Origin of the sequence: Terrimonas rubra, assembly GCF_042686025.1 — a bacterium.
Classification (GTDB): Bacteria; Bacteroidota; Bacteroidia; order Chitinophagales; family Chitinophagaceae; genus Terrimonas; species Terrimonas rubra.
The window spans coordinates 672,977-694,590 of record NZ_JBHUOZ010000003.1 but is presented as its reverse complement, the minus strand read 5'-3'; the positions used below and the strand labels follow the sequence as shown (position 1 = coordinate 694,590).

Here is a 21,614-nt window from a genome sequence, read left to right as displayed (position 1 = left end):
ATAAATAAAAACTTATTTACGGCCATATTTTTATCATTTTCTTACTGTTAACTGTACATCTCCTCTCTCAGCACCTTTACACGCTCGTCTTCCAGGTACTCATCAAAGGTCATTAAGCGGTCAATAATACCTTTGGGCGTTAACTCAATAATACGGTTGGCCACGGTTTGTACAAATGTATGGTCATGGCTGGTAAACAGCACAATGCCTTTATACTCGGTACATTGTTCGTTAAAGCTCTGAATGCTTTCCAGGTCAAGGTGGTCAGTAGGCTGGTCCAGCATAATGCAGTTCGGGTTTTGCAGCATCATGCGGCTTAACATACAACGCACTTTCTCGCCACCGCTCAATACATTGGTCATCTTCATTACATCATCCCCACTGAATAACATTTTACCCAGAAAGCCTCTTAAAAACGGCTCATCCACATCGGTAACATGCGGTGGCACAAACTGCCTTAACCAATCCATCAGGTTCAGCGGTTTTTCAAAAAACTTGCTGTTCTCCTGCGGCAGGTAGGCATTGGTAACCGTGGTACCCCATTCGTAAGTACCGGTATCGGCGGTTATCTCACCATTTACAATATTAAAAAAGCTGGTAACCGCTAAAGGGTCACGGCTTAAAAAAGCGATCTTATCGTTCTTGTTTACAGAGAAGGTAACATCCTTGAACAGCACACGGCCCTCTACTGTTTTGCCCAGTTTCTCAATGTTCAGTATCTGGTTACCCACTTCACGCAAGGGCTGGAAAATAATGCCGGGATATTTGCGGTAGCTGGGTTCAATCTCTTCAATAGATAATTTTTCCAGGGCTTTTTTACGGCTGGTAGCCTGTTTACTTTTCGATGCATTGGCGCTAAAGCGGGCAATGAAATCAATAAGGGCCTGGCGCTTCTCCTCGGTCTTCTTGTTTTTATCGTTCACCTGGCGGGCCATTAACTGCGAGGACTGATACCAGAAACTGTAGTTACCGGTAAATATCTTGATCTTCTGGCGGTCTACGTCGGCCACGTGTGTACAAACCGCATCTAAAAAGTGACGGTCGTGGCTCACTACCAGTACAATATTCTCATAATCGGCCAGGAAGTTCTCCAGCCAGCCGATGGTTTCAATATCCAGGCCGTTGGTAGGCTCATCCAGTAATAAAATATCGGGGTTACCAAAAATAGACTGGGCCAGTAATACACGCACTTTCAGGTTGGCGGGTATATCTTTCATCAGGCTCTGGTGATACTCTTCTTTCACACCCAGGCCGCTGATCAGGGTTGCCGCATCACTTTCCGCGGTATAACCACCCATCTCGCCAAACTCGGCTTCCATCTCACCAGCCTTCATATAATCATCTTCCGTAGCGTCGGGATTATTGTAAATAGCATCTTTGGCATGCATTACATCCCACATTTTTTTATGCCCCATCATTACGGTATTCAGTACCGTATGTTCATCAAACTCAAACTGGTTTTGTTTTAACACGGCAATACGTTCGCCGGGTGAAACGGTAACAGTACCTTTATTAGGCTCAATATCGCCGCTCAAAATTTTTACAAAAGTACTTTTACCCGCACCGTTGGCGCCGATAATTCCGTAACAATTGCCTTTTGTAAAATTCAGGTTTACCTCTTCAAACAATACCCTTTTACCGTAAGCCAGTTTAAGGTCTTTAACACTTAGCATAATATATTCCGCTTTTTATTTTACCGTTTAAAAAAGCCCGCAGGCCTTATTAAGAAGGCGCAAAGGTACAACAAAATAAGGGGTAAACTATTGTTTATAACGACTAAAAACGCAAATCGGGTAAGGTTTTGGCTTGTAGGCGGTTATCATCTGCCAGGGGGTGTCCCGGGCATCACCGGTTACGGCTCATGCTTCGCCGGGCACAATGTTAACCGGGCCGGGCTGTACGCTGTATCTTTTGCGCCCTCCACCTGCCCCTGCTTCGCAAAAGGATGCCGCTGCCATCCCTCACCCGTTAAACTAATAAACCACCGGGGTTCTTTATTTAGACATGGCCACAATACCATACTGTCCATACCGGGCATCCCATTGTGTAAAAAGCGTACACAAAGTAAACAATACAAACTTTAAGGAACGGGTGGCACTTAGCCCTTTCAACTCGTTGCACGTATAGCCGGCATCATTGAACATCCTTTGCATGCTTTTTTTGGTAAAAAAACGTAAATGTGTTTTATCCATTACCCCATAATCCTCGTACTTCCAGTCCTTCTGCAGCATTAAGGCCGACAGTACTTTAAAGTACCGCACATTGGGTATGGAAGCAATAATTATTCCTCCCGGTGCCAGTTTACTTCGTATCTCTTCCAGCACAGTGTAGGGATCAACCAGGTGTTCCAACACATCATTAAAAAAAATTACATCAAAAAAACCATCGGGTAAAGCAGCAATATGTTCTTCGCAGGGGCCTGCAAAAGAGCGGTCCAGTATCTCTCCGGCCTTGTCGGCTTCTTCGGTCACATACTCAATGCCCCAGGTTTCGGCATTGTACTTTTGTTTCACCTGTACCGCAAAGGAGCCGTCGCCGCAGCCAACATCCAGTACTTTCCGGGGATCGCCCTGTATAAAATTCAGTAATTCTTTTCTGGGGTTATTGTAATAACCGGCAGGTTTGCTTTTGTAATATCTCATGAATGTTGTGGGTTACTGTTCTATATTATTAACAGCACCGTTTTACAGATAAAAACATGCCAGTATTTATATTGCGCCTCTTGTCTTCAGGTCAATATATTTATTCAGGGTGTTTATTGTCAGGTTTTGCGGTGTGGTGAGTATAGATAAAATACCATTTTGCTGCAACTCTTTCACCATCAGTTTTTTTTCAAATGAAAACTTTTCAGCAATGGTCTTTATATAAATATCCTCCATATTATCTGCTTTGTTGTCAATTACTTTTCTCAGTTCCGTATTTTCAAAAAAAACAACCACCAGCAGGTGATAATGCGCCATTTTTTTTAAAGCGGGCATTTCTCTTTGCAAACTCTCCACCGATTCAAAGTTGGTAAACAATACCAGTAAACTGCGGTTGGTGATCCGGTGGCGGATGGTAGCGTACAGCTTTTCAAAATCTGCTTCCAGGAAACGGGTTTCCTGTTTATACAGTGTTTCCAGCACCAGGTTCATCTGGGTTGTTTTTTTATCGGCCAGTACAAAAGCGTCTAAGGTTTCAGCAAAAGTTATCAGCCCTGCCCTGTCCTGCCGGGCCAAAGCCGTACTGCTCAATACCAGTGAAGCATTTATTGCATAGTCCAGCAGGGTTAACCCTTCAAAAGGCATCTTCATTACGCGGCCTTTGTTAATAACACAGTACACCTGCTGGCTGCGCTCATCGGTAAAATTATTCACCATCAAATCGCCTTTACGCCCGGTAGCTTTCCAGTTAATGGTACGGTAATCATCACCCGGTACATATTCCTTTATCTGCTCAAACTCCATACTATGTCCCAGGCGGCGCATACGGCGTACACCTGCTTCCTGTAATTTATTACTCACACCCAGCAACTGGTATTTACGCATCTGCATGTAGGATGGGTACACTTTGGTCACCTGCTGTTCTTTAAAAACATAGCGCCGTTGCACCAGGCCCAATACCCCATTTGCAAACAGGTTAATATTGTTAAATACATATTCGCCCCTGCTCAGCGGCTTTAACAGGTAGGCATGGCTTTTCTCCTCACCTGCCTGCAATTGCAGTTTTACGTTCCAGTCACGCACCTGGAACTGAACGGGTATTTCGTCAATAATGGTCATACCCGTTTTAAAGCCATAATTATTTTTAACAACCAGTTCAATCTTATTATCATCGCCCATACTCAGGCGGTTAGCCACTTTGCGTTGAGCGGTGATCCCTTTTTTGCTATACAACAGCAATGTGTCCAGCGCAACAGCCAGTAACAGCAACAGCAAAATAATATTTGCCAGCTGGTATAATACCGGTACAAAATAGCTGATAAAATATAGCGTTGCCGCAATGGCGGCCACTATAAAAAAGCTGTTACGTATGTAAAATGATTGCAGCATATTTTTGAACAACGATTAACGCGGTACGTCAAGGCCGTTGATAATTTGTTTAATTACTTCCTCTTCTGTTACTCCTTCCATTTCTTTATCGGGGGCAAGTATAATACGGTGACGCAGTACGGGTATGGCCACATGTAATATATCGTCGGGCGTTACAAAATCACGTCCCTGCATGGCCGCAAGCGCTTTAGAAGCATTCATAATAGCCAGTGAAGCACGGGGCGAAGCGCCCAGGTAAATGGATTTATGGTTACGGGTCTGGTGTACCAGCCTGGCAATAAAGGCCAGCAGTTTTTCTTCTATCAGTTGTTTTTTTATCTGTTCCCGCAAACTGATGATCTGTGTGCCGGACAATACCGTATTGATCACTGTTTCGGCAAGTGTATTACCCAACTGGTGAAATTTATTCAGTATCGCCAGCTCTTCATTTTCATCGGGATAAGGCACCACCACTTTAAATAGAAACCTGTCCAGCTGTGCTTCCGGTAAACGATAAGTACCTTCCTGCTCCACCGGGTTTTGGGTAGCAATTACCATAAACGGCGGCGGCATATTATAGGTCCGGCCATCAACGGTCACCTGTTTTTCTTCCATTACCTCCAGCAGGGCCGATTGTGTTTTGGCCGGGGCCCTGTTTATCTCATCTACCAGTACTATATTACTGAAGATCGGGCCCTGTTTAAAATCAAAGCTGGACTCACGGGGATTAAATACCGGCGTACCGATCACATCCGATGGCATCAGGTCCGGCGTGAACTGTATACGTGAAAACCGGGCATCCACCGAACGGGCCACCAGTTTGGCACTCATGGTTTTGGCCACACCGGGAACACCCTCTATCAATACATGACCGTCGGCCAGTAAAGCAGCTATCAGCAGCTTCACCATTTCATCCTGGCCAACAATTATTTTTTTGATCTCCGCCTGGATATTTAATACGGCATTACTTAACCCAGACAGGTCAGTACGTTGTTCAAATATTTGTTCTTCCATAATATTGAGGCCTCCTAAACCTATTATACGATCCGTATGCACGAATCATGGCTTTATTATTTTTAATATTTTTATGCTCTGGTTCGTGAGACACGAACCATGACGAACCGAGATAGGAACCATGGCGAACTCAGACACTAATCATCAACCATCACAGCCATCCCTCGTTTATCATCTCTCATTACCAAATTATCAAATCACCTAATTACCAAATCAGTTGGCCTACGCTTTTTTATAAAACTCCTCCAGCGCCAGGTAAAACCGCTGCAGGTCATCTGTGCTCATATGCATACCTGCCCTTAAATTATTAATAGTGGTAACAATGTTTACTATTTCGGCATGCGGCACATCTGTTTTCACCTGTACTTTCTGTACAAACTCATCACTCAGCTCGTTGGTTGCCAGTTTATAATTACTGCGTAAATGCTCTAAAAAGTAAGCCGCCATTTTATGGGCCAGGTTGGTATGGTTCCCTTTATCGTAATACAAACGGCCAATGGTTTTTACAAAATCCAGCGAATCATTTTTAGGACGTTCTATTACCGGGATAGCCCTTTGCTTACGCCGCATACCCAGCAACGCATACAATAATAACAGTAAACCGCCCAGCAAGAGCCCCGTTGAAATACCTGGATATTTCATAATGGCACTTAAGAAATTAGGCTTATCATCCTTGTTACGATTGTTGTTATTCAGCTCATCTTTTGTCAGGTAATATTCATCCCATACTACTTTTTCTGTACCGGGTGGTATTACCGATAACATGGAAGCGTAATAATCCATGTTATTGTTTTGCAGTAAAAAGTAATTTGAAAAAGTAAGTGGTGCGCTGTGTAAGTAAATAAACCCGCTGCCATAAGCTATGCCGATAAAATTGGGCTCGCCGCTGGAACCCCGCCCCAGTACCGTTGTAAAATTACTGTCATAGGCCGTAAAGTGATTTTCGAAACGACGGCCATTGTATTTAAACGCGTTATTTCCTGTAAAAGGCGGCGTAACGAGGGTAGCCTGGTTTACTTTTTTTGAAAAACTGATATTGTCCGAAAGACGGTTTTTACATTTAAAAATATCTTCCGCGTAATGACTGAATTCAAAAGCGGAAATAAACAGGTCATTACCGGCTTCGGCAAAACGGATCAGTTGTTTTACCTCGTACTCATCGGCCATAAAATAGGGCGCAACAATAATAAGCGCCTGTTTGGCTTTACGGTCATCCAGCTCATCCCAAAAACCTGGTTCTTCTTTATTGGTGCTGATTGTGGCGGCAGGAAAAATTCTGGCCAGCTGGCTATAGGCCACGTAAGTACCATAAGGTATTTTATCGCGTTTACGTAAAGTAACCCTTTCGTTCAGGGTTTTATTGCCATTAGCTCCGTTATTGCAGCCGTCTTTAAATACGAGTACAAAAACAGCAACGATCACTATGCCCAGCAGCCAATATGGAATCATTTTTTTCAACGGTAACTGATCTTTTGGTTTAGGGCATCAATATCCTGTTTAATAGCATCAAAAGCCTGTTTATTAACCGGGAACAGACCATACCAGGCATACTCGTAATGACGGGTCACTTTAAAAAATTCCGGGTAATAGCCGGTTTGGTGCAGCTGCATCAGGTAATCAAAATTGGTCGCATCCTGTTTGTATTTAATAATATTACGATGGTGCATATTAGCCAGCACCTGCAGGTACATCAATCTTACGGCCAGGCGATAATCGCCGGCGGCCATTGCCTTGCTGATAGCAGCCGCATAGTTAATGGCAAAAATATCCTCCGGAATGTCTTCTGCTTCACTTTCATTTCCAAAAGCCCTGGGATCACGCCGGAACAAACTGCCCTGCCCGTTATTTATATACCACCAGGCTATAAAAATTAAAAAACCACCAATGATGATCACCCATAAAAACGGGCCCAGCCAGCTGATACTACCCAGGTAAGTATCGCCACCGGAAGATTTTTTTGCTTCTTCCTTGTGGTTCACATACCAGAAATCATTTTGCCGTAAAAAAGAATCTTTTACACCAGCCTGTATCTGCCGTTGGGTTAGTTTTTCACCAGTACTGTCGTTAAAATAAACCGGGTGGAAATAACCATTGATGCTACTGTATTTATCGTCTTCATCTTCCTCATCCTGGTTTTGTACCGGTTTAACAATGATCTCATCTTCCGTTATTACTTCGGAAATCCGTACATCGGTTTTTGTAGTATCTGTTGTTTGTGCAAAACTGATGGTGCAGCCTATGAGCAACAGTAAACACACCATTGACCGCAGTAACGGTATTGCTTTTGTATGCTGCCTGTGTTTATATGCCACCATACAGCGGACTGCGAATAGCACCCCGGATAAAGCCCAAAATAAAAGTTGATGATACTGCAAGGGCTAGGGTATTAATGTTGTTTGAGTAGTAGCCGGCCTGATGAAGCGACGGTATAACCTAACAGGGTAAATAATAAAATACCATATCACAAATACCACGGATAAGGTGGTGACCAGTGTGGTTAAAATTGACAGGTCGTTGTACAGGCGGGTGATGAGGCCTTCAAAAAAAGCAGCCAGCATAAAAATTGGTAACAATCCTACAATGATCTTTACCCCATCTTTTGCACCCTGCCTGAAAGCGGCCATACGGCTTAAGGTACCGGGGAATAAAAAGCTTTTTCCCAATATTAAACCCGCACCCGCTGCAATAATGATAGCTGTAATTTCTAATGTACCGTGTACAAAAACCACCAGCCAGAAATCAAGGCCCAGGCCTTGCGAGGCAAATAACTGGTCAAACACGCCCACCATAAAACTATTGCTGGCTAAAATATAAATGGTGGGTATACCACAAAACAGGCCCGAAGCATAGGCCAGTAAGGATACTTTAATATTATTGATCATAATACCCAGCCAGCTTAAAAAAGGATTTCCTTTTTCATACACACCGAAGGGATTGCCTTTTTCAATATTATCAATGGTCATGTCCACGTAGTTATCACCCAGTACCATACGGGTAACACTTTCGTCGTTGGCGGAAATAAAATAGCCCAGGCCAAAAAATAAAAGAAAAAGAAATAACGCCAGGAACATGGTTTTATGATGCCGGGCAATAGTAAGCGGCAGATCGTATTTCCAGAAACGCACCAGCCGGTTGGTTTCCTCCACCCTGTTTTTGTAAATACCTAAGTAAATACTGGAAGCCTGTTTATTTAAATAGCCGGTTACCTTACCCGAAGGGTAAAAGGTTTTGGCATAAGCCAGGTCATCTACCAGCTGGGTAAAATCCTTGGCCATTTCATCCGGGTCATCGGATGGCAGGTGTTGGTTCTTTAGCCAGCGGTCCCTATTTTTTTTAATAAACAGTGCCTCTCTCAAAAATGAATATTTACTGGTTGTAAAATAATACTTTTTATATATCCCTGCTAACTGTTGTTGCAAAATATAATAAAATTGTATTTTACAGGCCTAAGATACTATATGAGCGTTATTAAAATACCAACTTCGTTTAATATTGATGTTGAATTTGAATCCCCGGAGTTCCATCGCCGTTTTTTTGCACTGGTGATTGATATGGTGATCGAAGTATTATATATTCTGGTAGCGCTTAAAATACTCAATTCCATTTCTGACGGCATGAATTATTTTAACGAGGATGACGGTCATAATATGTGGGCCATTGAGTTATTATTATTATTACCACTTACACTTTATCACCTGATACTGGAAATTACCACCAACGGGCAAAGCATTGGCAAAAAGGTATTGCACCTGAAAGTAGTGGATGAAAACGGCGGCCGGCCCGGTATCAGCCAGTTCCTGATCCGCTGGCTGTTACGCATTTCCGATATGTGGATCGTCATTATTCTGATACTCGTGGTGCTGGCCCCTTCTTTTGAAGATGCACAAACCGCCCTGATCATTATTTTTGGTTTTGGCTTTTTGCTTACCGACACCATACTGGTGGCCGTAAGTAAAAAAGGACAACGTATTGGCGATATGCTGGCGCATACCATTGTGATCCGCACCAGCAATAAATCCACCATCGAGGAAACGGTTTTCCAGGAAGTAACGGATGATTATGTACCGCAGTTTCCCATGGTGATGCAGCTGACCGACCGGGACCTGAATGTTATTAAAACTATTTTAGATACATCGACCAAAAAGCGGGATTATGAAATGGCCATGACTGCATCGGAAAAGATCAAATCGCATTTAAAGATACAGACCACCCTTACAGCTTACGAGTTTTTAGAAACCCTGCTGAAGGATTACAACTACCTATCTACCAAATAAAAAACGGGAATGTAAAGCGGCATCATCATGCACGGTTACATTCCCGTTATAAAATTTCTTACACTATTATTTAAGCCAATAAACGTCCCAGGCCAAAGAAAAGAAATATTAATACCACAGCTGTTAATATCAGCATGATAATAAAGCCGGTGATCTTAAAGTAAGTGGCCAGGAAATTGAAACTGATATTTAACTCTTCCTGGTGCAGTTTCTCAATAGCCGACTTGGATATCTGCGAGAATTTGTATAAAAAATAAAAATTCACCGCACTGATCAGTAAACTGATGATGGGGAAGATGATACTGGTTTGCCCGGTAAAAAAACTACCGTACCCTTCTACCATAACCGGTGTGGGGCGTCCCAGGTCCCTAAAATACGATATTAAACCAATGATACCGCTTGCCAGGGTTAAAAAGCTGAATATGCGGGTATAGTTAGATAGTTTAAGTATGGAAGACCGCTCCTGTACTTCGAGGGCGGCATCGTCAAAAATAGACTGTTGTTGTTCCTGCTGATCGTACATAAGTTGTTGTTTTAAAATAAACCAATAAATCCGGTAAATACTGATAAGGCGGTAAACACCACAGCAATAATAAAGTAGGTATTCAGCGATTTTACGCCTTCATTAAATGAATACACATTGCCGGTTGTAACGGCTTTTTTAAACTGCTGTGAAGCGCGGAACAAAAAATAAAACCACACGCCAAAAATGGCCATTATAAAGCCCGCCACCAATATCACCATAGTGCCGGCCATGCCTGCTGTACCGGCATCTACCTGTCCGGATTGTTTAAAAGCTTCCACAACGGCTTTTCCGCCAAATATTAGGCCCAGGAAAAAAAGGAAGAGGAAACCGAATACCGTATAACTGATAAAAGCAGCCCAGGTGGCAATGGACTTTATTTCTGCCTTGGTATTTTCGTCAAACTTTAGCCCAAACAAGGTTGGCTCATGTTGATTATCCATACAAAATTTAAAGGTTTAGGTTGTAAGATATTATAATTCTCACATAAATACTAATAAGCCCTGGCAAATAAAACCCTTTGTGCAGAAGGCTTACCAGACCATACACAAACACCGGCCTCCTGTTTATTATCCAGTGGTATACACCTGATGGTAGCTTTGGTGGCATCCTTAATCGCTTCTTCCGTTTCAGGAGTACCATCCCAATGCGCTGAAATAAAGCCACCTTTGTTGTCCAGCAGTTCTATCAGCTCTTCTTTACTGTTGGCCTCGGTAATATGTTCCTGCTGGTATTGTTTGGCTTTGTCATACATATTTCTTTGTATGGTACGCAACAGCCCGTCCACATACTGGGCAAGGCCATCGGTATGAATGAGTTCTTTTTCCCTTGTATCGCGGCGGGCAATCTCTACATGGCTGTTCTCCAGGTCGCGGGCGCCTAAGGTGATACGTACGGGTACGCCTTTCTTTTCGTACTCGGCAAATTTCCAGCCCGGGCGGGTATTATCGTTATCATCATATTTCACCCGCACACCCAGGCTTTTAAGGTTCGCCAATATCTCATCCGCTTTTTCGTCCACTATTTTCTTTTGCTCATCGCCTTTGTAAATAGGCACGATCACTACCTGTAAAGGCGCAATTTTAGGAGGTAATATTAATCCCTCATCATCGCTATGTGCCATTACCAGCGCACCTATTAAACGGGTACTTACGCCCCAGCTGGTAGCCCATACATAATCCAGCTGGTTTTCTTTATTGGAGAATTTTACGTCAAAAGCTTTGGCAAAATTCTGGCCCAGGAAATGGGAGGTGCCGGCCTGTAAGGCTTTACCATCCTGCATCAGGGCCTCGATACAATAAGTATCTACCGCGCCGGCAAAACGTTCGCTTTCACTTTTCACCCCTTTTATCACGGGTAAGGCCATCCAGTTCTCCACAAAATCGGCATATACATGCAGCATTTTCACGGTCTCTTCAATGGCTTCTTCTTTGGTAGCATGTGCCGTATGCCCTTCCTGCCATAAAAACTCGGCCGTACGTAAAAACAAGCGGGTACGCATTTCCCAACGCACCACATTGGCCCATTGGTTTACCAGTATAGGCAGGTCACGGTAGCTCTGTATCCAGGTCTTATAAGTATTCCAGATAATGGCTTCACTGGTAGGTCTAACCACCAGTTCTTCCTCCAGTTTAGCTTCCGGATCGACCATTAATTTGCCTTTATTGTTGGGATCGGTCTTTAAACGGTAATGGGTGACCACCGCACATTCCTTGGCAAAACCTTCGGCATTTTTTTCTTCGGCCTCAAACAGGCTTTTAGGAACAAAAAGCGGGAAATAAGCATTCACGTGACCGGTATCTTTGAACATTTTATCCAAAGCATCCCGCATGTTTTCCCACAGGGCAAAACCATAGGGTTTAATTACCATACAGCCCCTTACTGCCGAATAGTCGGCCAGTTCTCCTTTGATCACTAAGTCATTATACCATTGCGAATAATCCTGCGCCCTCGATGTTATTTCTTTGCTCATAATTATGTTTATAAAATCTGTTTCTTTTTTTTATTTTTTGTTTGGTCAGCTGTATAGCTACCATCATCGCCTGTTGCGTCGCACCATTCGGCTGTAACAACATTGCTCAACTGTTGGCAGTTTTTCACCTGCATTTCTGTCTTTTTCGTTGTAAACCGTTCTTATCTGGTGACAAGGGAACAGGAAGTACAAGTGTGCGACGCAAGATAAGCCGGATCAGGGCACTGCAGCCGGTTTCATAAAAAAATACACCCCGGCTACCGGTAAATGAGTGAACAAACAGCATCATTTTGGGTTAAACAGTAGCAGCCATCCACAAAACCGGTAAATGCCCCTGTCAACACACTAACAGGTGTTCATACTTTTAACAAGGTATTGTATTTGAAAATACGGTTAAACGCCGTTTTTGTCGTATTTTTATACCGAGTAATTGCAAAAATAGATTTTAATCATCTAAACTATTACAATGAAACCATCAATTTTATTCTCAACTATAGCATTGGCAGCTGTTTTATTCACCAGCTGTTCATCTGCATACCGCGCCGGGCAAACACCTGACGATGTATATTATTCTCCAACAAAAGAAGCTCCGGATGAATATGTACAGGCCCAGGACCGTCGTGACAGCCGTATGTACGAAGGCAGCGACCAGTATTACGAGGACCGCTACCTGAGAATGCGTGTAGCCAACAGGGGAACCTGGTCGGCTTTGGATGATTATTATTTTAACTCGCCTTACGGATATAACTCTTTCTACTACTCTGATCCGTTTATGTGGAACAGTCCCTGGAATAACTACTGGAGATGGAATAGCTTTTACAACCCTTACAGCAGCTTTGGCTGGTACGGTGGTGGTTACTACGGTAGCTGGGCCGGTGGCGGCTGGAATAGCTGGGGCGGTTGGGGTGGTTACCATCCTGGTATCATAGTGGTAGGCGGAGGCAGCGGTAGTCATCAGCCACGTGTGGTAAACAGCCGCCCGGTAGCTTTTAACCGTAATAACTACATACCCAACAATGGTAATAATGCCCGTGTACGTGGTAATGTATTAGGCAATAACTATCAAAACAGCAATAGTAACCGTTTAGCAAACTCTTACCGTGGTACCAATACAACAGGTTATAGCAATTATAACAACAGTAACAGCGGCAGGTACACCAGCAACAGCGGAAACTATAATTATAACAATAATTCAAGGGGTAACAGCAACAGCAATACTTACCGTCCTGAGTCAAGTTCAAGTAACTCCCGCAGTTACACGCCTTCTTCCTCATCATCTTCTTCCTCGTCGGGAAGCAGTGGTGGCAGCAGGAGCAGCGGAGGCGGTGGTGTAAGCAGACCGGGCAGAAACTAATTTCCAAACTGCATCAGTTTTACATGTGCCGGCGCTACGAAAATTATATATGGTAACCGGACAGGGATTGGCATGTCGTTTGGCTACACACTGGTAGCACATAAACAAGTTTTGTTAACAAGGATTTACAACTACAGATTCATGCATACAATGAAAAAGTTAAGCGGAATAGTTTGCCTGTCTTTACTTGCCGGCACCGCTATGGCCCAGGTACCGGAAGATGTATTAAAATATTCATGGGGTCCCACCAACCAATCGGCCCGTATTAACGCGGTAGGTGGTGCCATGGGTGCCCTGGGTGGCGATATATCGGCCCTGTACAGCAACCCTGCCGGCCTTGGATTTTATAAAACCACAGATATCGTGGTATCGCCGGGTTTTAATTTTCTGAAAAACAAAGGAAACTTCCGGGGAACTGATACTACCTCCAATGAATCGAAATTTGGCCTGGGACCTACCGGTGTTGTATTCGGATGGCCCAAGCACACCCAAAGTAAGTGGCGCAGCAGTTCCTTCAGTATTGGTGTAAACCGTACCGTTAATTTTAATAATAAGATAGCCTATACCGGGTATAATGATTTTAGCTCGTTTGGAGAAGTGTATGCATCGGAGGCTGCTTCCAGAAGTCAGCAGTCAGGGGAAACGCTGGAAGACATGCTTTATAACAAAACAGTATCATATGGTACACAAATGGGCATCTATACTTATTTAATTGATCCTATTGTTGACCAAAATGGCGAAACTGTTGTTGGTGCATTATCCCAATATGATTTGATACATAATGGGGGTGATTTTTTTGTAAAACAGGATCGGTTTATTGAAACCTCTGGAGGTATTACAGACCTTGCATTAGGGTTTGCATCAAATTATAATGATAAAGTATATATTGGTGGTTCATTGGGTATTCCGATTGTTAACTATAAACGAAACACAACTCTTTTGGAAACAGATGCTACCGGTAATACCAATAATAATTTTGATTTTGCAGAATTAAAAGAAAGCTACAGTACCCGTGGTGCCGGTTTTAATTTAAAACTGGGTACAATTTTTAAACCCAGTGAATTGATTCGTGTTGGGCTTACTGTACACACCCCCACCTGGTATTCGCTTACTGATGGTTATGATGCTACATTGAGAGTTAATACTGAAGCCTATAATAGCGGTACAAAAGAAGTTAATGTCACAAGGGATTTAAACTCAGGTCAAAAGCCCACCTATAAATACGAGCTTACTTCGCCCTGGCGTTTTATGGTAAGCGGTGCCTATGTATTACACGAAGTAGAGGATGTGAGCAAACAACGTGGTTTTATTACAGCCGATATTGAGTATGTAACGCATAAAAGCAATAAGTTTAGGGGAATCAGCGAAGAAGATGGCGGTGATGGTTATGAGTACACCGCAGAAAACGGGGTAATAAAAGATTATTATAAAAATGCCTTTAATTTCCGTTTGGGTGGCGAGTTAAAGTTTACCACCTTAATGACCCGTTTAGGCTTTGCCTATTACGGAAATCCTTATGCGGATAAAGCTTTAAAGGCCAATCAAATGTTTATCAGCGGCGGTTTAGGATACCGTAACAAAGGCTTTTTTGTAGACCTTACTTATGTGCATGCATTACAAAAAGATATAAGTTTTCCCTACCGTTTATCGGATAAGCCTAACACCTTTGCCAACCTGCGTGGTACCGGCAGCAATATTTCGCTAACCTTTGGTATTAAAATATAACAGACTGCATCAAAATTATATGTAAAAGATAGTTAGACGCATTATCACGTTTTTAATAAATTAAAAAACTTGTTCCATTTTATACGGAACAAGTTTTTTTATATTGCAACAATCCTCAACCAATACATTTAAGCTTCTGACGGGCCGTTTAAATCAAACCTAAAAAATAAGTATCCATACTTTCTTTGTGATTAAAATCAAAAAAATCTATCTCAAAAAAAGCAAATATTGTGAGGCACAATTTTTTATAAATGGATCATTCTTCTAATCCTTCTCATCAATACCCTGAAGTAATAATTCGGTTTAATAATGTATTAGTTTTATCAAGATAAACACAATTATTCCATTAAACCCAATTCCCACCAAATGAGAAAATTATTTTTGCTTATTAGCATTACGGTCGTTCTTTTTTCGTGCAAGAAAAAGGAATCAGTTAGTAACTCGAAACAAAATATTCAACTTTCGCCCAAATCTGCAAAGGAGCAGTTTAAATTAATAGTTTTAGAAGCTGTTACTCAAAAAGAATTTAGAGCATTTTTAAAACAAGAGGCTTCCAAACAATTTAACCTGGATTATGACGTATTTTACCCTTTAGTAAAAACAAATATTATAACCAAGGGGCAAAATTTACAATCCTATTTTAATGATATTGCAAAATACTTGAACTTAAAAGTATCAATGGACGATATCGAAAAATCCGTTCCCCTATTAACGATACTGGTTCCCGAATTAACAAACTTCTCTGCTAAAGAGTGGGATACGGAAAAACTTATACCCTTCGTTGCAATCCGCAATATAACCGATAAGAAAAATGGTTACCCGCTAATCGCAAGCAGCACTAAAAATGAAAAAGTAGAACTGTCTTACTCTCAGAAAATTGATATACCACTTATCATTATAAAGGATAATGAAGGGGTAATATTAACTAACGAATCATATAATTTCAACACAAAAAAGCTCGCCGGTTATTCTTTCAGTAATGCGCCGCAACCATTTTTAAAAACAGACTTGTTTTCATATTATTTTGCAGATGAACGGATTACAACAATAAAAAAACATGAAACCGAATCAGCTCTTAGCGGATTTTCAATTTCCGAAAACATCCCTATTAACAACAGGATATTAGGCGGCGCTTGTGACAGACTTGGTCTTTATTCAACTTTTGATACAAAAGTTGTAGAAGCCTTTGAAAAGAATATATACAACCCGATTTGTCCCGAAAATACAGCAACGGTGAGAGATTATGTATATTATGGAATTGATCCAACAACAGGAGTAAATCAAGGCCCTTTAAATTATTCGTACCGGGAATATATTACTTCTATAAAGTGTGATAATTTAATGAACCGCCATAGTTTCGATGATGCTACAGATGGAAGTATTCTTGATTTTGACATAACCGTTTTAACAGTAGATAACGATCCCGTATTTCCATTAAAAAAAAGACTTTCATTAAATAAGACTAATTTTTTTACGACTGATGCTGACAACCCTACACCATTGGCATATGAACTATATGAACCTTTATCGGGGAGATATCCCTTAGAACTTGCGGTTTGGAATTTTAAACGCCAAGGTGATATCTGGAAATTCTCTGTATTTGAATATGACCCCAGTAGTGTTACAACTATATCGTATACAACTTCGGCAACACTGGGTACTAACTTTTCTTCAGGAGATGAAAAAGAAGGTGGAAAATTTGGAACATCTACCACTAATACAGCCTCTGCCACTTATACCCTTTCAATTACGAATGGTTCAGACGACTTGGGACAAGCTATACTTTATTGGTGCGATCCGGTTATGAAAGAAGTGGTAATAGACCGCCATCAAAGTGTATGTGGCTTGAGATCGCTAAGAAGGCCCCCAAGAGACCCTATCGGAGGATTAAAATATGCCAGGACCAATGAAATAAGTACAGGTGCAATATCACTTACTATAGAACCCAGGTTTAAACCCTGATAAAATTGATTTTTAATTAAAAAAATGATTTTGGGAATACAAAGGCTATCCCAAAATCATTTTCGCATTATATAATATTCTTACCTAAATCTTGTAAAATTCTGGCTAAACTGACATCAGGCTTAAGCCATTCTATAGCTTCATCTCTTTTAAACCAGGTCATCTGCCGCTTGGCATATTGCCGGGTATTGATCTTAATACGTTCTACAGCTTCGGGTAAACTGAGCAGCCCATCCATATAATCAAACAGCTCCTTATAGCCTACCGTCTGTAAGGCATTTAAATGCCGGTAAGGTAATAATTGCTCAACCTCCGATAACAGTCCCTGCTCCATCATCCTGTCAACCCGTTCATTAATACGTTGTACCAGTTGTTCCCTGGGCAACTCCAGTCCAAACCGGATAATATTAAAAGGCCTGGTTTGTTTTTTACGGGTTTGAAATTGTGTAATAGAAGTACCTGTGGCCGTTATTACTTCCAGCGCCCGCATTAAACGCTGCGGGTTTTGTATTTCGCCCGTTGCATAATACAACGGATCTTTTGCGGCTACCTGTTGCTGCAGCCAGCTTAACCCCTGTTGATTGTATTGGGTAATGATCGCCTGCCGCAGGTCTGCAGGAATATCGGGAATAAGATCCAGCCCTTCTATAAAGGCTTTGATATATAAACCGGTGCCGCCCACCATGACCACATAGTTGTTTTTGCGGAATAATTGAGCCGTTTTATCCAGGGCATATTGTTCAAAATCGGCCGCAGTTACTGCCTGGTGAATACTATGTGAGGCAATAAAATGATGGGGTACCGCCTGTAATTCTTCCGCAGCAGGCCGGGCAACGCCAATATCCAGTTCACGGAAACACTGGCGACTGTCGGCCGAAATAATTTCGGCATTGAGTTGTTGTGCCACCTGTATTGCTGCAGCCGTTTTACCCACAGCAGTGGGGCCGGCTATAACAATAACTGTTTGTTGCTGCGTGATAGTGTATAAGTTATATTAGGTAATAAAAGGCTGTTCTGTTCATATATACAGTGGGGAAGTGATCATTCATCCTCACCGCCTTCCACCTCATTGCTATCCTCACTGGTATAATCCTCTCCATCCTCATCTTTTTCACCAAAGCCCTCGCCTACCTGGGACAGGTCATACTTTTCTTCCACATCGGCAAATTTTTCGCCTAATAAACCTTTGGTGCCATACTGGCTGGGGCCAATACCTTCTTTACGGGCAACGGATGGATAAGTTGTTTTGGCGCTTTCTTCTTTTGATACATTGATCAGCTCTACGAGGAATGACCAGTTTTTATTAAAATCGTAGGTATACAGGAAACGCTGGTTCGGAATTTTAATTTCTGAACCAATCGTTGTTTCACTCATTAACAATGGCGGCGCTTTATATGTTTTATCATATACCGCCAGGGTAATTTCACGCCCCTGCTGCCAGTTATCATTACTGCGGTAAAAAGTTGCCTGGTGTTTGCTGTCAAACTCATACGCTTTCAGGATGGCTTCGTGCAATTCACTGAACAACTGTGTATGTTTGATCACGATATCACGGTAAATACTTTCGTCTTCTTCGAAATAAATTCTAAACTTTAAAATTGCCATGTAACAAAGATAAACAGATAATTAGATAATTAATGCATTAGGCAAGTAGACAAACGACAACGGAAAATGCCTGATAACCAGGCTTAAAAATGATCAAATAATGTACCAGAAGAAGTTTGTTGCCAAACCGGGATGTGCCTACAATGATGATAGTGATTTTTTAACCGCTTGCTATCCGTGTACGATAAAAACTATCAGCAAGGCTTCACACCTATTTCTTCCGCTTTTTTTATTAAAAATTCTTTCGCGGCTTCGTAGGTGTTGGCTACCAGCCCGTCCAGGATGGCATCTTTTAAACTATCCTTTAAAACACCTACGGGCCTGGAAGGCGTTAAGTTGAACATGGTCATGATCTCCTGGCCATCGATAGGCGGCTGCCAGTTACGCACCTGGTCTTTTTCCTCTACTTCAATACAACGTTCCCGCACCATTTTAAAGTTATCGAGATAACGTTTTACCTTTTGTTTGTTTTTAGAAGTAATATCTGCTTCGCATAATTGCATGAGGGCATCAAAATCCTCACCCGCATCAAAGAGTAAACGGCGGATGGCCGAATCGGTGATATTTTCTTTGGTCAGGCTGATAGGCCGCAGGTGCAGTTCCACCAGTTTTTTTACAAAACGCATTTTTTCGTTCTGAGGTAAACGTAATTGCGCAAAGATCTTTGGCACCATCCTTCCTCCTACTACTTCATGGCCGTGAAAGGTCCAGCCATGGCCTTCCTCAAAACGTTTGGTAGCGGGCTTGGCAATATCATGTAGAATAGCTGCCCAGCGTAACCACAGGTCATCTGACTTTTGCGCGACGTTATCCAATACCTGCAACGTATGGTAAAAATTATCTTTATGGCCATACCCGTCCACATATTCGGCACCTGCCAGGTCAACCATTTTGGGGAATATGATCTTTAACAGGCCCGACTGATACAGGAGGTCAAAACCGATTGACGGTTTAGCACTGGCCACAATTTTATTAAGCTCTTCGGTAATACGTTCCTGTGTAATGATTTTTATACGGGGGGCCATGGCTTTAATGGCCGCAAAAGTATCATCGTTAATAGTAAACTGTAGCTGCGAGGCAAAACGGATGGCCCGCATCATCCGCAAGGGGTCATCGCTAAAGGTTTGCTCCGGTTCCAGCGGTGTAATAATGGTTTTGCTTACCAGGTGCAGCCTGCCGTTAAAGGGGTCTATTAACTTTCCATAAGACTCTTTTTGCAGACTCACGGCCATAGCGTTGATAGTAAAGTCGCGCCGGTTCTGGTCATCGGCAAGTGTGCCGGGTACCACATCCGGGTTACGCGATTCTGTACGGTAGCTTTCTTTACGGGCCCCTACAAATTCAATATCCCAGTCACCTACCCGGATATGTGCGGTACCATAGGTTTTAAAAAAAGAAACTTTGGGCACCGGGTTAAACCGTTCGGCCACGGCATGGGCCAGGCCAATACCATCGCCTATACAAACAATATCAGCATCTTTAGTGGCACGACCCAGGAGTTTATCGCGTACAAAGCCTCCTACTATATAGGCCGGCACACCCAATGTATGGGCTGCGGCGGCTATTTTATTAAATACAAATAATTCTTTTTCAGTACAGCTGATATCCATTGTTGCAAAAATAGTAGTTTCTTATGGCCTTATTACGGTATGCGTACCATCGGCATGCCAGCGTAAAATGGTGGAAGCCTGCTGCGGAGCAATAATATCCTGTTTATATTGTACAATATAATCTACAGCTGTTTTCACTTCATCGCTGATCAGTGAAAAGTTTGCAGGCGAAGGCTGCCCGCTCAGGTTGGCCGAAGTAGATACCAGCGGGTGTTGTAAGCGTTTTATTAAATGCCGGCAAAACTCATCCTGTACTACCCTGATGGCAACAGAACCATCCTGGTTAACCAGGTTATCGGGTAAGTTAACGGCATTGTCGTAAATAACCGTGGTAGGTTTGGTCTGCTGATCCAGGAGATCAAATACAGCCAGGTCCAGCGCGGCCACATATTGTAATATATCCCTTTCCTGCGCCAGGAGGATGATCATACTTTTTTCGGCAGGCCTGTTCTTTACCTGGTATACTTTTTCCACTGCAGCCGGATCTGCCGCATTACAGCCAATACCCCATATGGTATCGGTGGGATAGAGAATAGTACCCCCTTCCCGTAAAACAGCCACTGCATTTTTTATATCGGTATCAAACACCGCCATATACTCATTGTTTTAGCCCGGCAAAGATAATAGCAGAAAGCTGTTGCGCATCATAAAACATGGGCCGGTAAAATTTTAACGTCCGCCTGTTTTTCAGCTCCGGTTTTAGCTTTATGTGCGTATTTTTGTAAGCATCATTTTAAATTATAAACATGAAAGAAATAATAGAAAAAGCCTGGGCCGACAGGGAGTTACTGAAAGATGTGGAGTATACGGAAGCCATCCATACCGTAATTGAAGATATTGATAAAGGCCGTTTACGTGTGGCCAGTCCCACCGAAACCGGCTGGGTAGTAAATGAATGGGTAAAACAAGCCATTTTAATGTATTTCAGTATACAACCTATGCAAACCTGGGATGTAGAACCTTTTGAGTTTTACGATAAGATGTTACTGAAGAAAAATTATAAAGACCTGGGTGTTCGTGCCGTACCTCATGCCGTAGCCCGTTATGGCGCTTACCTGGGCCGTAATGTGGTACTGATGCCCTCCTATGTAAACATTGGCGCTTATGTAGATGAGGGTACCATGGTGGATACATGGGCTACGGTAGGCAGTTGTGCCCAGATTGGCAAGAATGTACATTTAAGCGGTGGTGTAGGCATTGGCGGTGTGCTGGAGCCTTTACAGGCTTCACCCGTGATCATTGAGGATGGCTGTTTTATCGGCAGCCGTTGTATTGTGGTAGAAGGAGTGATCGTAGAAAAAGAAGCTGTGCTGGGCGCCAATGTAGTATTGACCAAGAGCACTAAAATTATTGATGTAAGCGGTGACAGCCCTGTGGAACTGGTAGGCCGTGTACCCGCCCGCAGCGTGGTAATTCCCGGCAGCTATACTAAAAAATTCCCGGCCGGCGAATTCAGTGTGGGTTGTGCGCTAATTATAGGCAAACGTAAAGCAAGTACGGATTTAAAAACCAGCTTAAATGATGCTTTGCGAGATTTTAATGTAAGTATTTAAAAAATATTTCGG

Annotated in this window: 19 protein-coding genes; 5 read left to right on the top strand and 14 right to left on the bottom strand. The window is 42.5% G+C overall.

What is annotated here, in order from left to right:
* Positions 1 to 47 precede the first annotated feature (47 nt).
* The 7 genes from ACFS6H_RS12345 to ACFS6H_RS12315 all read right to left on the bottom strand — a co-directional run bounded on the left by ACFS6H_RS12345 (position 48) and on the right by ACFS6H_RS12315 (position 8,380).
* Positions 48 to 1,673, bottom strand: coding sequence for an ABC-F family ATP-binding cassette domain-containing protein (locus ACFS6H_RS12345; protein ID WP_386098987.1), 1,626 nt, complete (start codon positions 1,671 to 1,673; stop codon positions 48 to 50).
* A 321-nt stretch (positions 1,674 to 1,994) separates the two neighbouring features.
* The gene (locus tag ACFS6H_RS12340) at positions 1,995 to 2,642 is read right to left on the bottom strand and encodes a class I SAM-dependent methyltransferase (RefSeq protein ID WP_386098984.1); all 648 of its coding nucleotides are present in this window, start codon (positions 2,640 to 2,642) and stop codon (positions 1,995 to 1,997) included.
* Positions 2,643 to 2,708: 66 nt separating this feature from the next.
* A complete protein-coding gene (locus ACFS6H_RS12335; RefSeq protein ID WP_386098981.1) occupies positions 2,709 to 4,031 on the bottom strand; it encodes a DUF58 domain-containing protein in 1,323 nt (440 codons plus the stop codon).
* Between the two features lie 15 nt (positions 4,032 to 4,046).
* Entirely contained in the window at positions 4,047 to 5,024 is a 978-nt protein-coding gene (locus ACFS6H_RS12330) for an AAA family ATPase (protein ID WP_386098978.1), read from the bottom strand.
* 222 nt (positions 5,025 to 5,246) lie between these two features.
* Entirely contained in the window at positions 5,247 to 6,473 is a 1,227-nt protein-coding gene (locus ACFS6H_RS12325; protein ID WP_386098975.1) for a DUF4350 domain-containing protein, read from the bottom strand.
* A gap of 5 nt (positions 6,474 to 6,478) precedes the next feature.
* Positions 6,479 to 7,285, bottom strand: a complete 807-nt coding sequence (locus tag ACFS6H_RS12320; protein ID WP_386098972.1) for a hypothetical protein — start codon at positions 7,283 to 7,285, stop codon at positions 6,479 to 6,481.
* Positions 7,286 to 7,402: 117 nt separating this feature from the next.
* Positions 7,403 to 8,380: a stage II sporulation protein M gene (locus ACFS6H_RS12315; protein WP_386098969.1), complete on the bottom strand. Its 978-nt coding sequence runs from the start codon at positions 8,378 to 8,380 to the stop codon at positions 7,403 to 7,405.
* A 102-nt stretch (positions 8,381 to 8,482) separates the two neighbouring features.
* On the opposite strand from ACFS6H_RS12315, the gene ACFS6H_RS12310 reads away from it, so the two are divergent.
* Positions 8,483 to 9,298 carry an RDD family protein gene (locus ACFS6H_RS12310; protein ID WP_386098966.1) on the top strand — a complete coding sequence of 272 codons (816 nt, stop codon included), beginning with the start codon at positions 8,483 to 8,485 and terminating at the stop codon, positions 9,296 to 9,298.
* Positions 9,299 to 9,368: 70 nt separating this feature from the next.
* Here ACFS6H_RS12310 and ACFS6H_RS12305 read toward each other — a convergent pair whose 3' ends face one another.
* From ACFS6H_RS12305 to proS, 3 genes are read right to left on the bottom strand one after another with little or no spacing between them, the layout of a single operon-like run.
* Complete coding sequence (locus ACFS6H_RS12305; RefSeq protein WP_386098963.1) at positions 9,369 to 9,821, bottom strand: hypothetical protein; 453 nt, start codon at positions 9,819 to 9,821, stop codon at positions 9,369 to 9,371.
* A gap of 11 nt (positions 9,822 to 9,832) precedes the next feature.
* Positions 9,833 to 10,264 (bottom strand): hypothetical protein, encoded by a 432-nt coding sequence (locus tag ACFS6H_RS12300; protein ID WP_386098960.1) that lies wholly within the window; start codon positions 10,262 to 10,264, stop codon positions 9,833 to 9,835.
* A 50-nt stretch (positions 10,265 to 10,314) separates the two neighbouring features.
* Positions 10,315 to 11,793: a proline--tRNA ligase gene (proS, locus tag ACFS6H_RS12295; protein WP_386098957.1), complete on the bottom strand. Its 1,479-nt coding sequence runs from the start codon at positions 11,791 to 11,793 to the stop codon at positions 10,315 to 10,317.
* A 466-nt stretch (positions 11,794 to 12,259) separates the two neighbouring features.
* On the opposite strand from proS, the gene ACFS6H_RS12290 reads away from it, so the two are divergent.
* The 3 genes from ACFS6H_RS12290 to ACFS6H_RS12280 all read left to right on the top strand — a co-directional run bounded on the left by ACFS6H_RS12290 (position 12,260) and on the right by ACFS6H_RS12280 (position 16,834).
* On the top strand, positions 12,260 to 13,147 hold the full coding sequence (locus ACFS6H_RS12290) for a hypothetical protein (protein WP_386098954.1): 888 nt from the start codon (positions 12,260 to 12,262) through the stop codon (positions 13,145 to 13,147).
* A gap of 150 nt (positions 13,148 to 13,297) precedes the next feature.
* Complete coding sequence (locus tag ACFS6H_RS12285) at positions 13,298 to 14,872, top strand: OmpP1/FadL family transporter (RefSeq protein WP_386098951.1); 1,575 nt, start codon at positions 13,298 to 13,300, stop codon at positions 14,870 to 14,872.
* 366 nt (positions 14,873 to 15,238) lie between these two features.
* Positions 15,239 to 16,834: a hypothetical protein gene (locus ACFS6H_RS12280; RefSeq protein WP_386098948.1), complete on the top strand. Its 1,596-nt coding sequence runs from the start codon at positions 15,239 to 15,241 to the stop codon at positions 16,832 to 16,834.
* A 67-nt stretch (positions 16,835 to 16,901) separates the two neighbouring features.
* Here ACFS6H_RS12280 and miaA read toward each other — a convergent pair whose 3' ends face one another.
* The 4 genes from miaA to ACFS6H_RS12260 all read right to left on the bottom strand — a co-directional run bounded on the left by miaA (position 16,902) and on the right by ACFS6H_RS12260 (position 20,643).
* Positions 16,902 to 17,786, bottom strand: coding sequence for a tRNA (adenosine(37)-N6)-dimethylallyltransferase MiaA (gene miaA, locus ACFS6H_RS12275; protein WP_386103575.1), 885 nt, complete (start codon positions 17,784 to 17,786; stop codon positions 16,902 to 16,904).
* A gap of 89 nt (positions 17,787 to 17,875) precedes the next feature.
* Complete coding sequence (locus ACFS6H_RS12270; RefSeq protein ID WP_386098945.1) at positions 17,876 to 18,439, bottom strand: IS1096 element passenger TnpR family protein; 564 nt, start codon at positions 18,437 to 18,439, stop codon at positions 17,876 to 17,878.
* 194 nt (positions 18,440 to 18,633) lie between these two features.
* The gene (locus ACFS6H_RS12265) at positions 18,634 to 20,049 is read right to left on the bottom strand and encodes a CCA tRNA nucleotidyltransferase (protein ID WP_386098942.1); all 1,416 of its coding nucleotides are present in this window, start codon (positions 20,047 to 20,049) and stop codon (positions 18,634 to 18,636) included.
* A gap of 21 nt (positions 20,050 to 20,070) precedes the next feature.
* Positions 20,071 to 20,643: an L-threonylcarbamoyladenylate synthase gene (locus ACFS6H_RS12260; RefSeq protein WP_386098939.1), complete on the bottom strand. Its 573-nt coding sequence runs from the start codon at positions 20,641 to 20,643 to the stop codon at positions 20,071 to 20,073.
* Between the two features lie 152 nt (positions 20,644 to 20,795).
* Between ACFS6H_RS12260 and ACFS6H_RS12255 the strand changes: the two genes are divergently transcribed.
* A complete protein-coding gene (locus ACFS6H_RS12255) occupies positions 20,796 to 21,602 on the top strand; it encodes a 2,3,4,5-tetrahydropyridine-2,6-dicarboxylate N-succinyltransferase (protein WP_386098936.1) in 807 nt (268 codons plus the stop codon).
* Positions 21,603 to 21,614 lie beyond the last annotated feature (12 nt).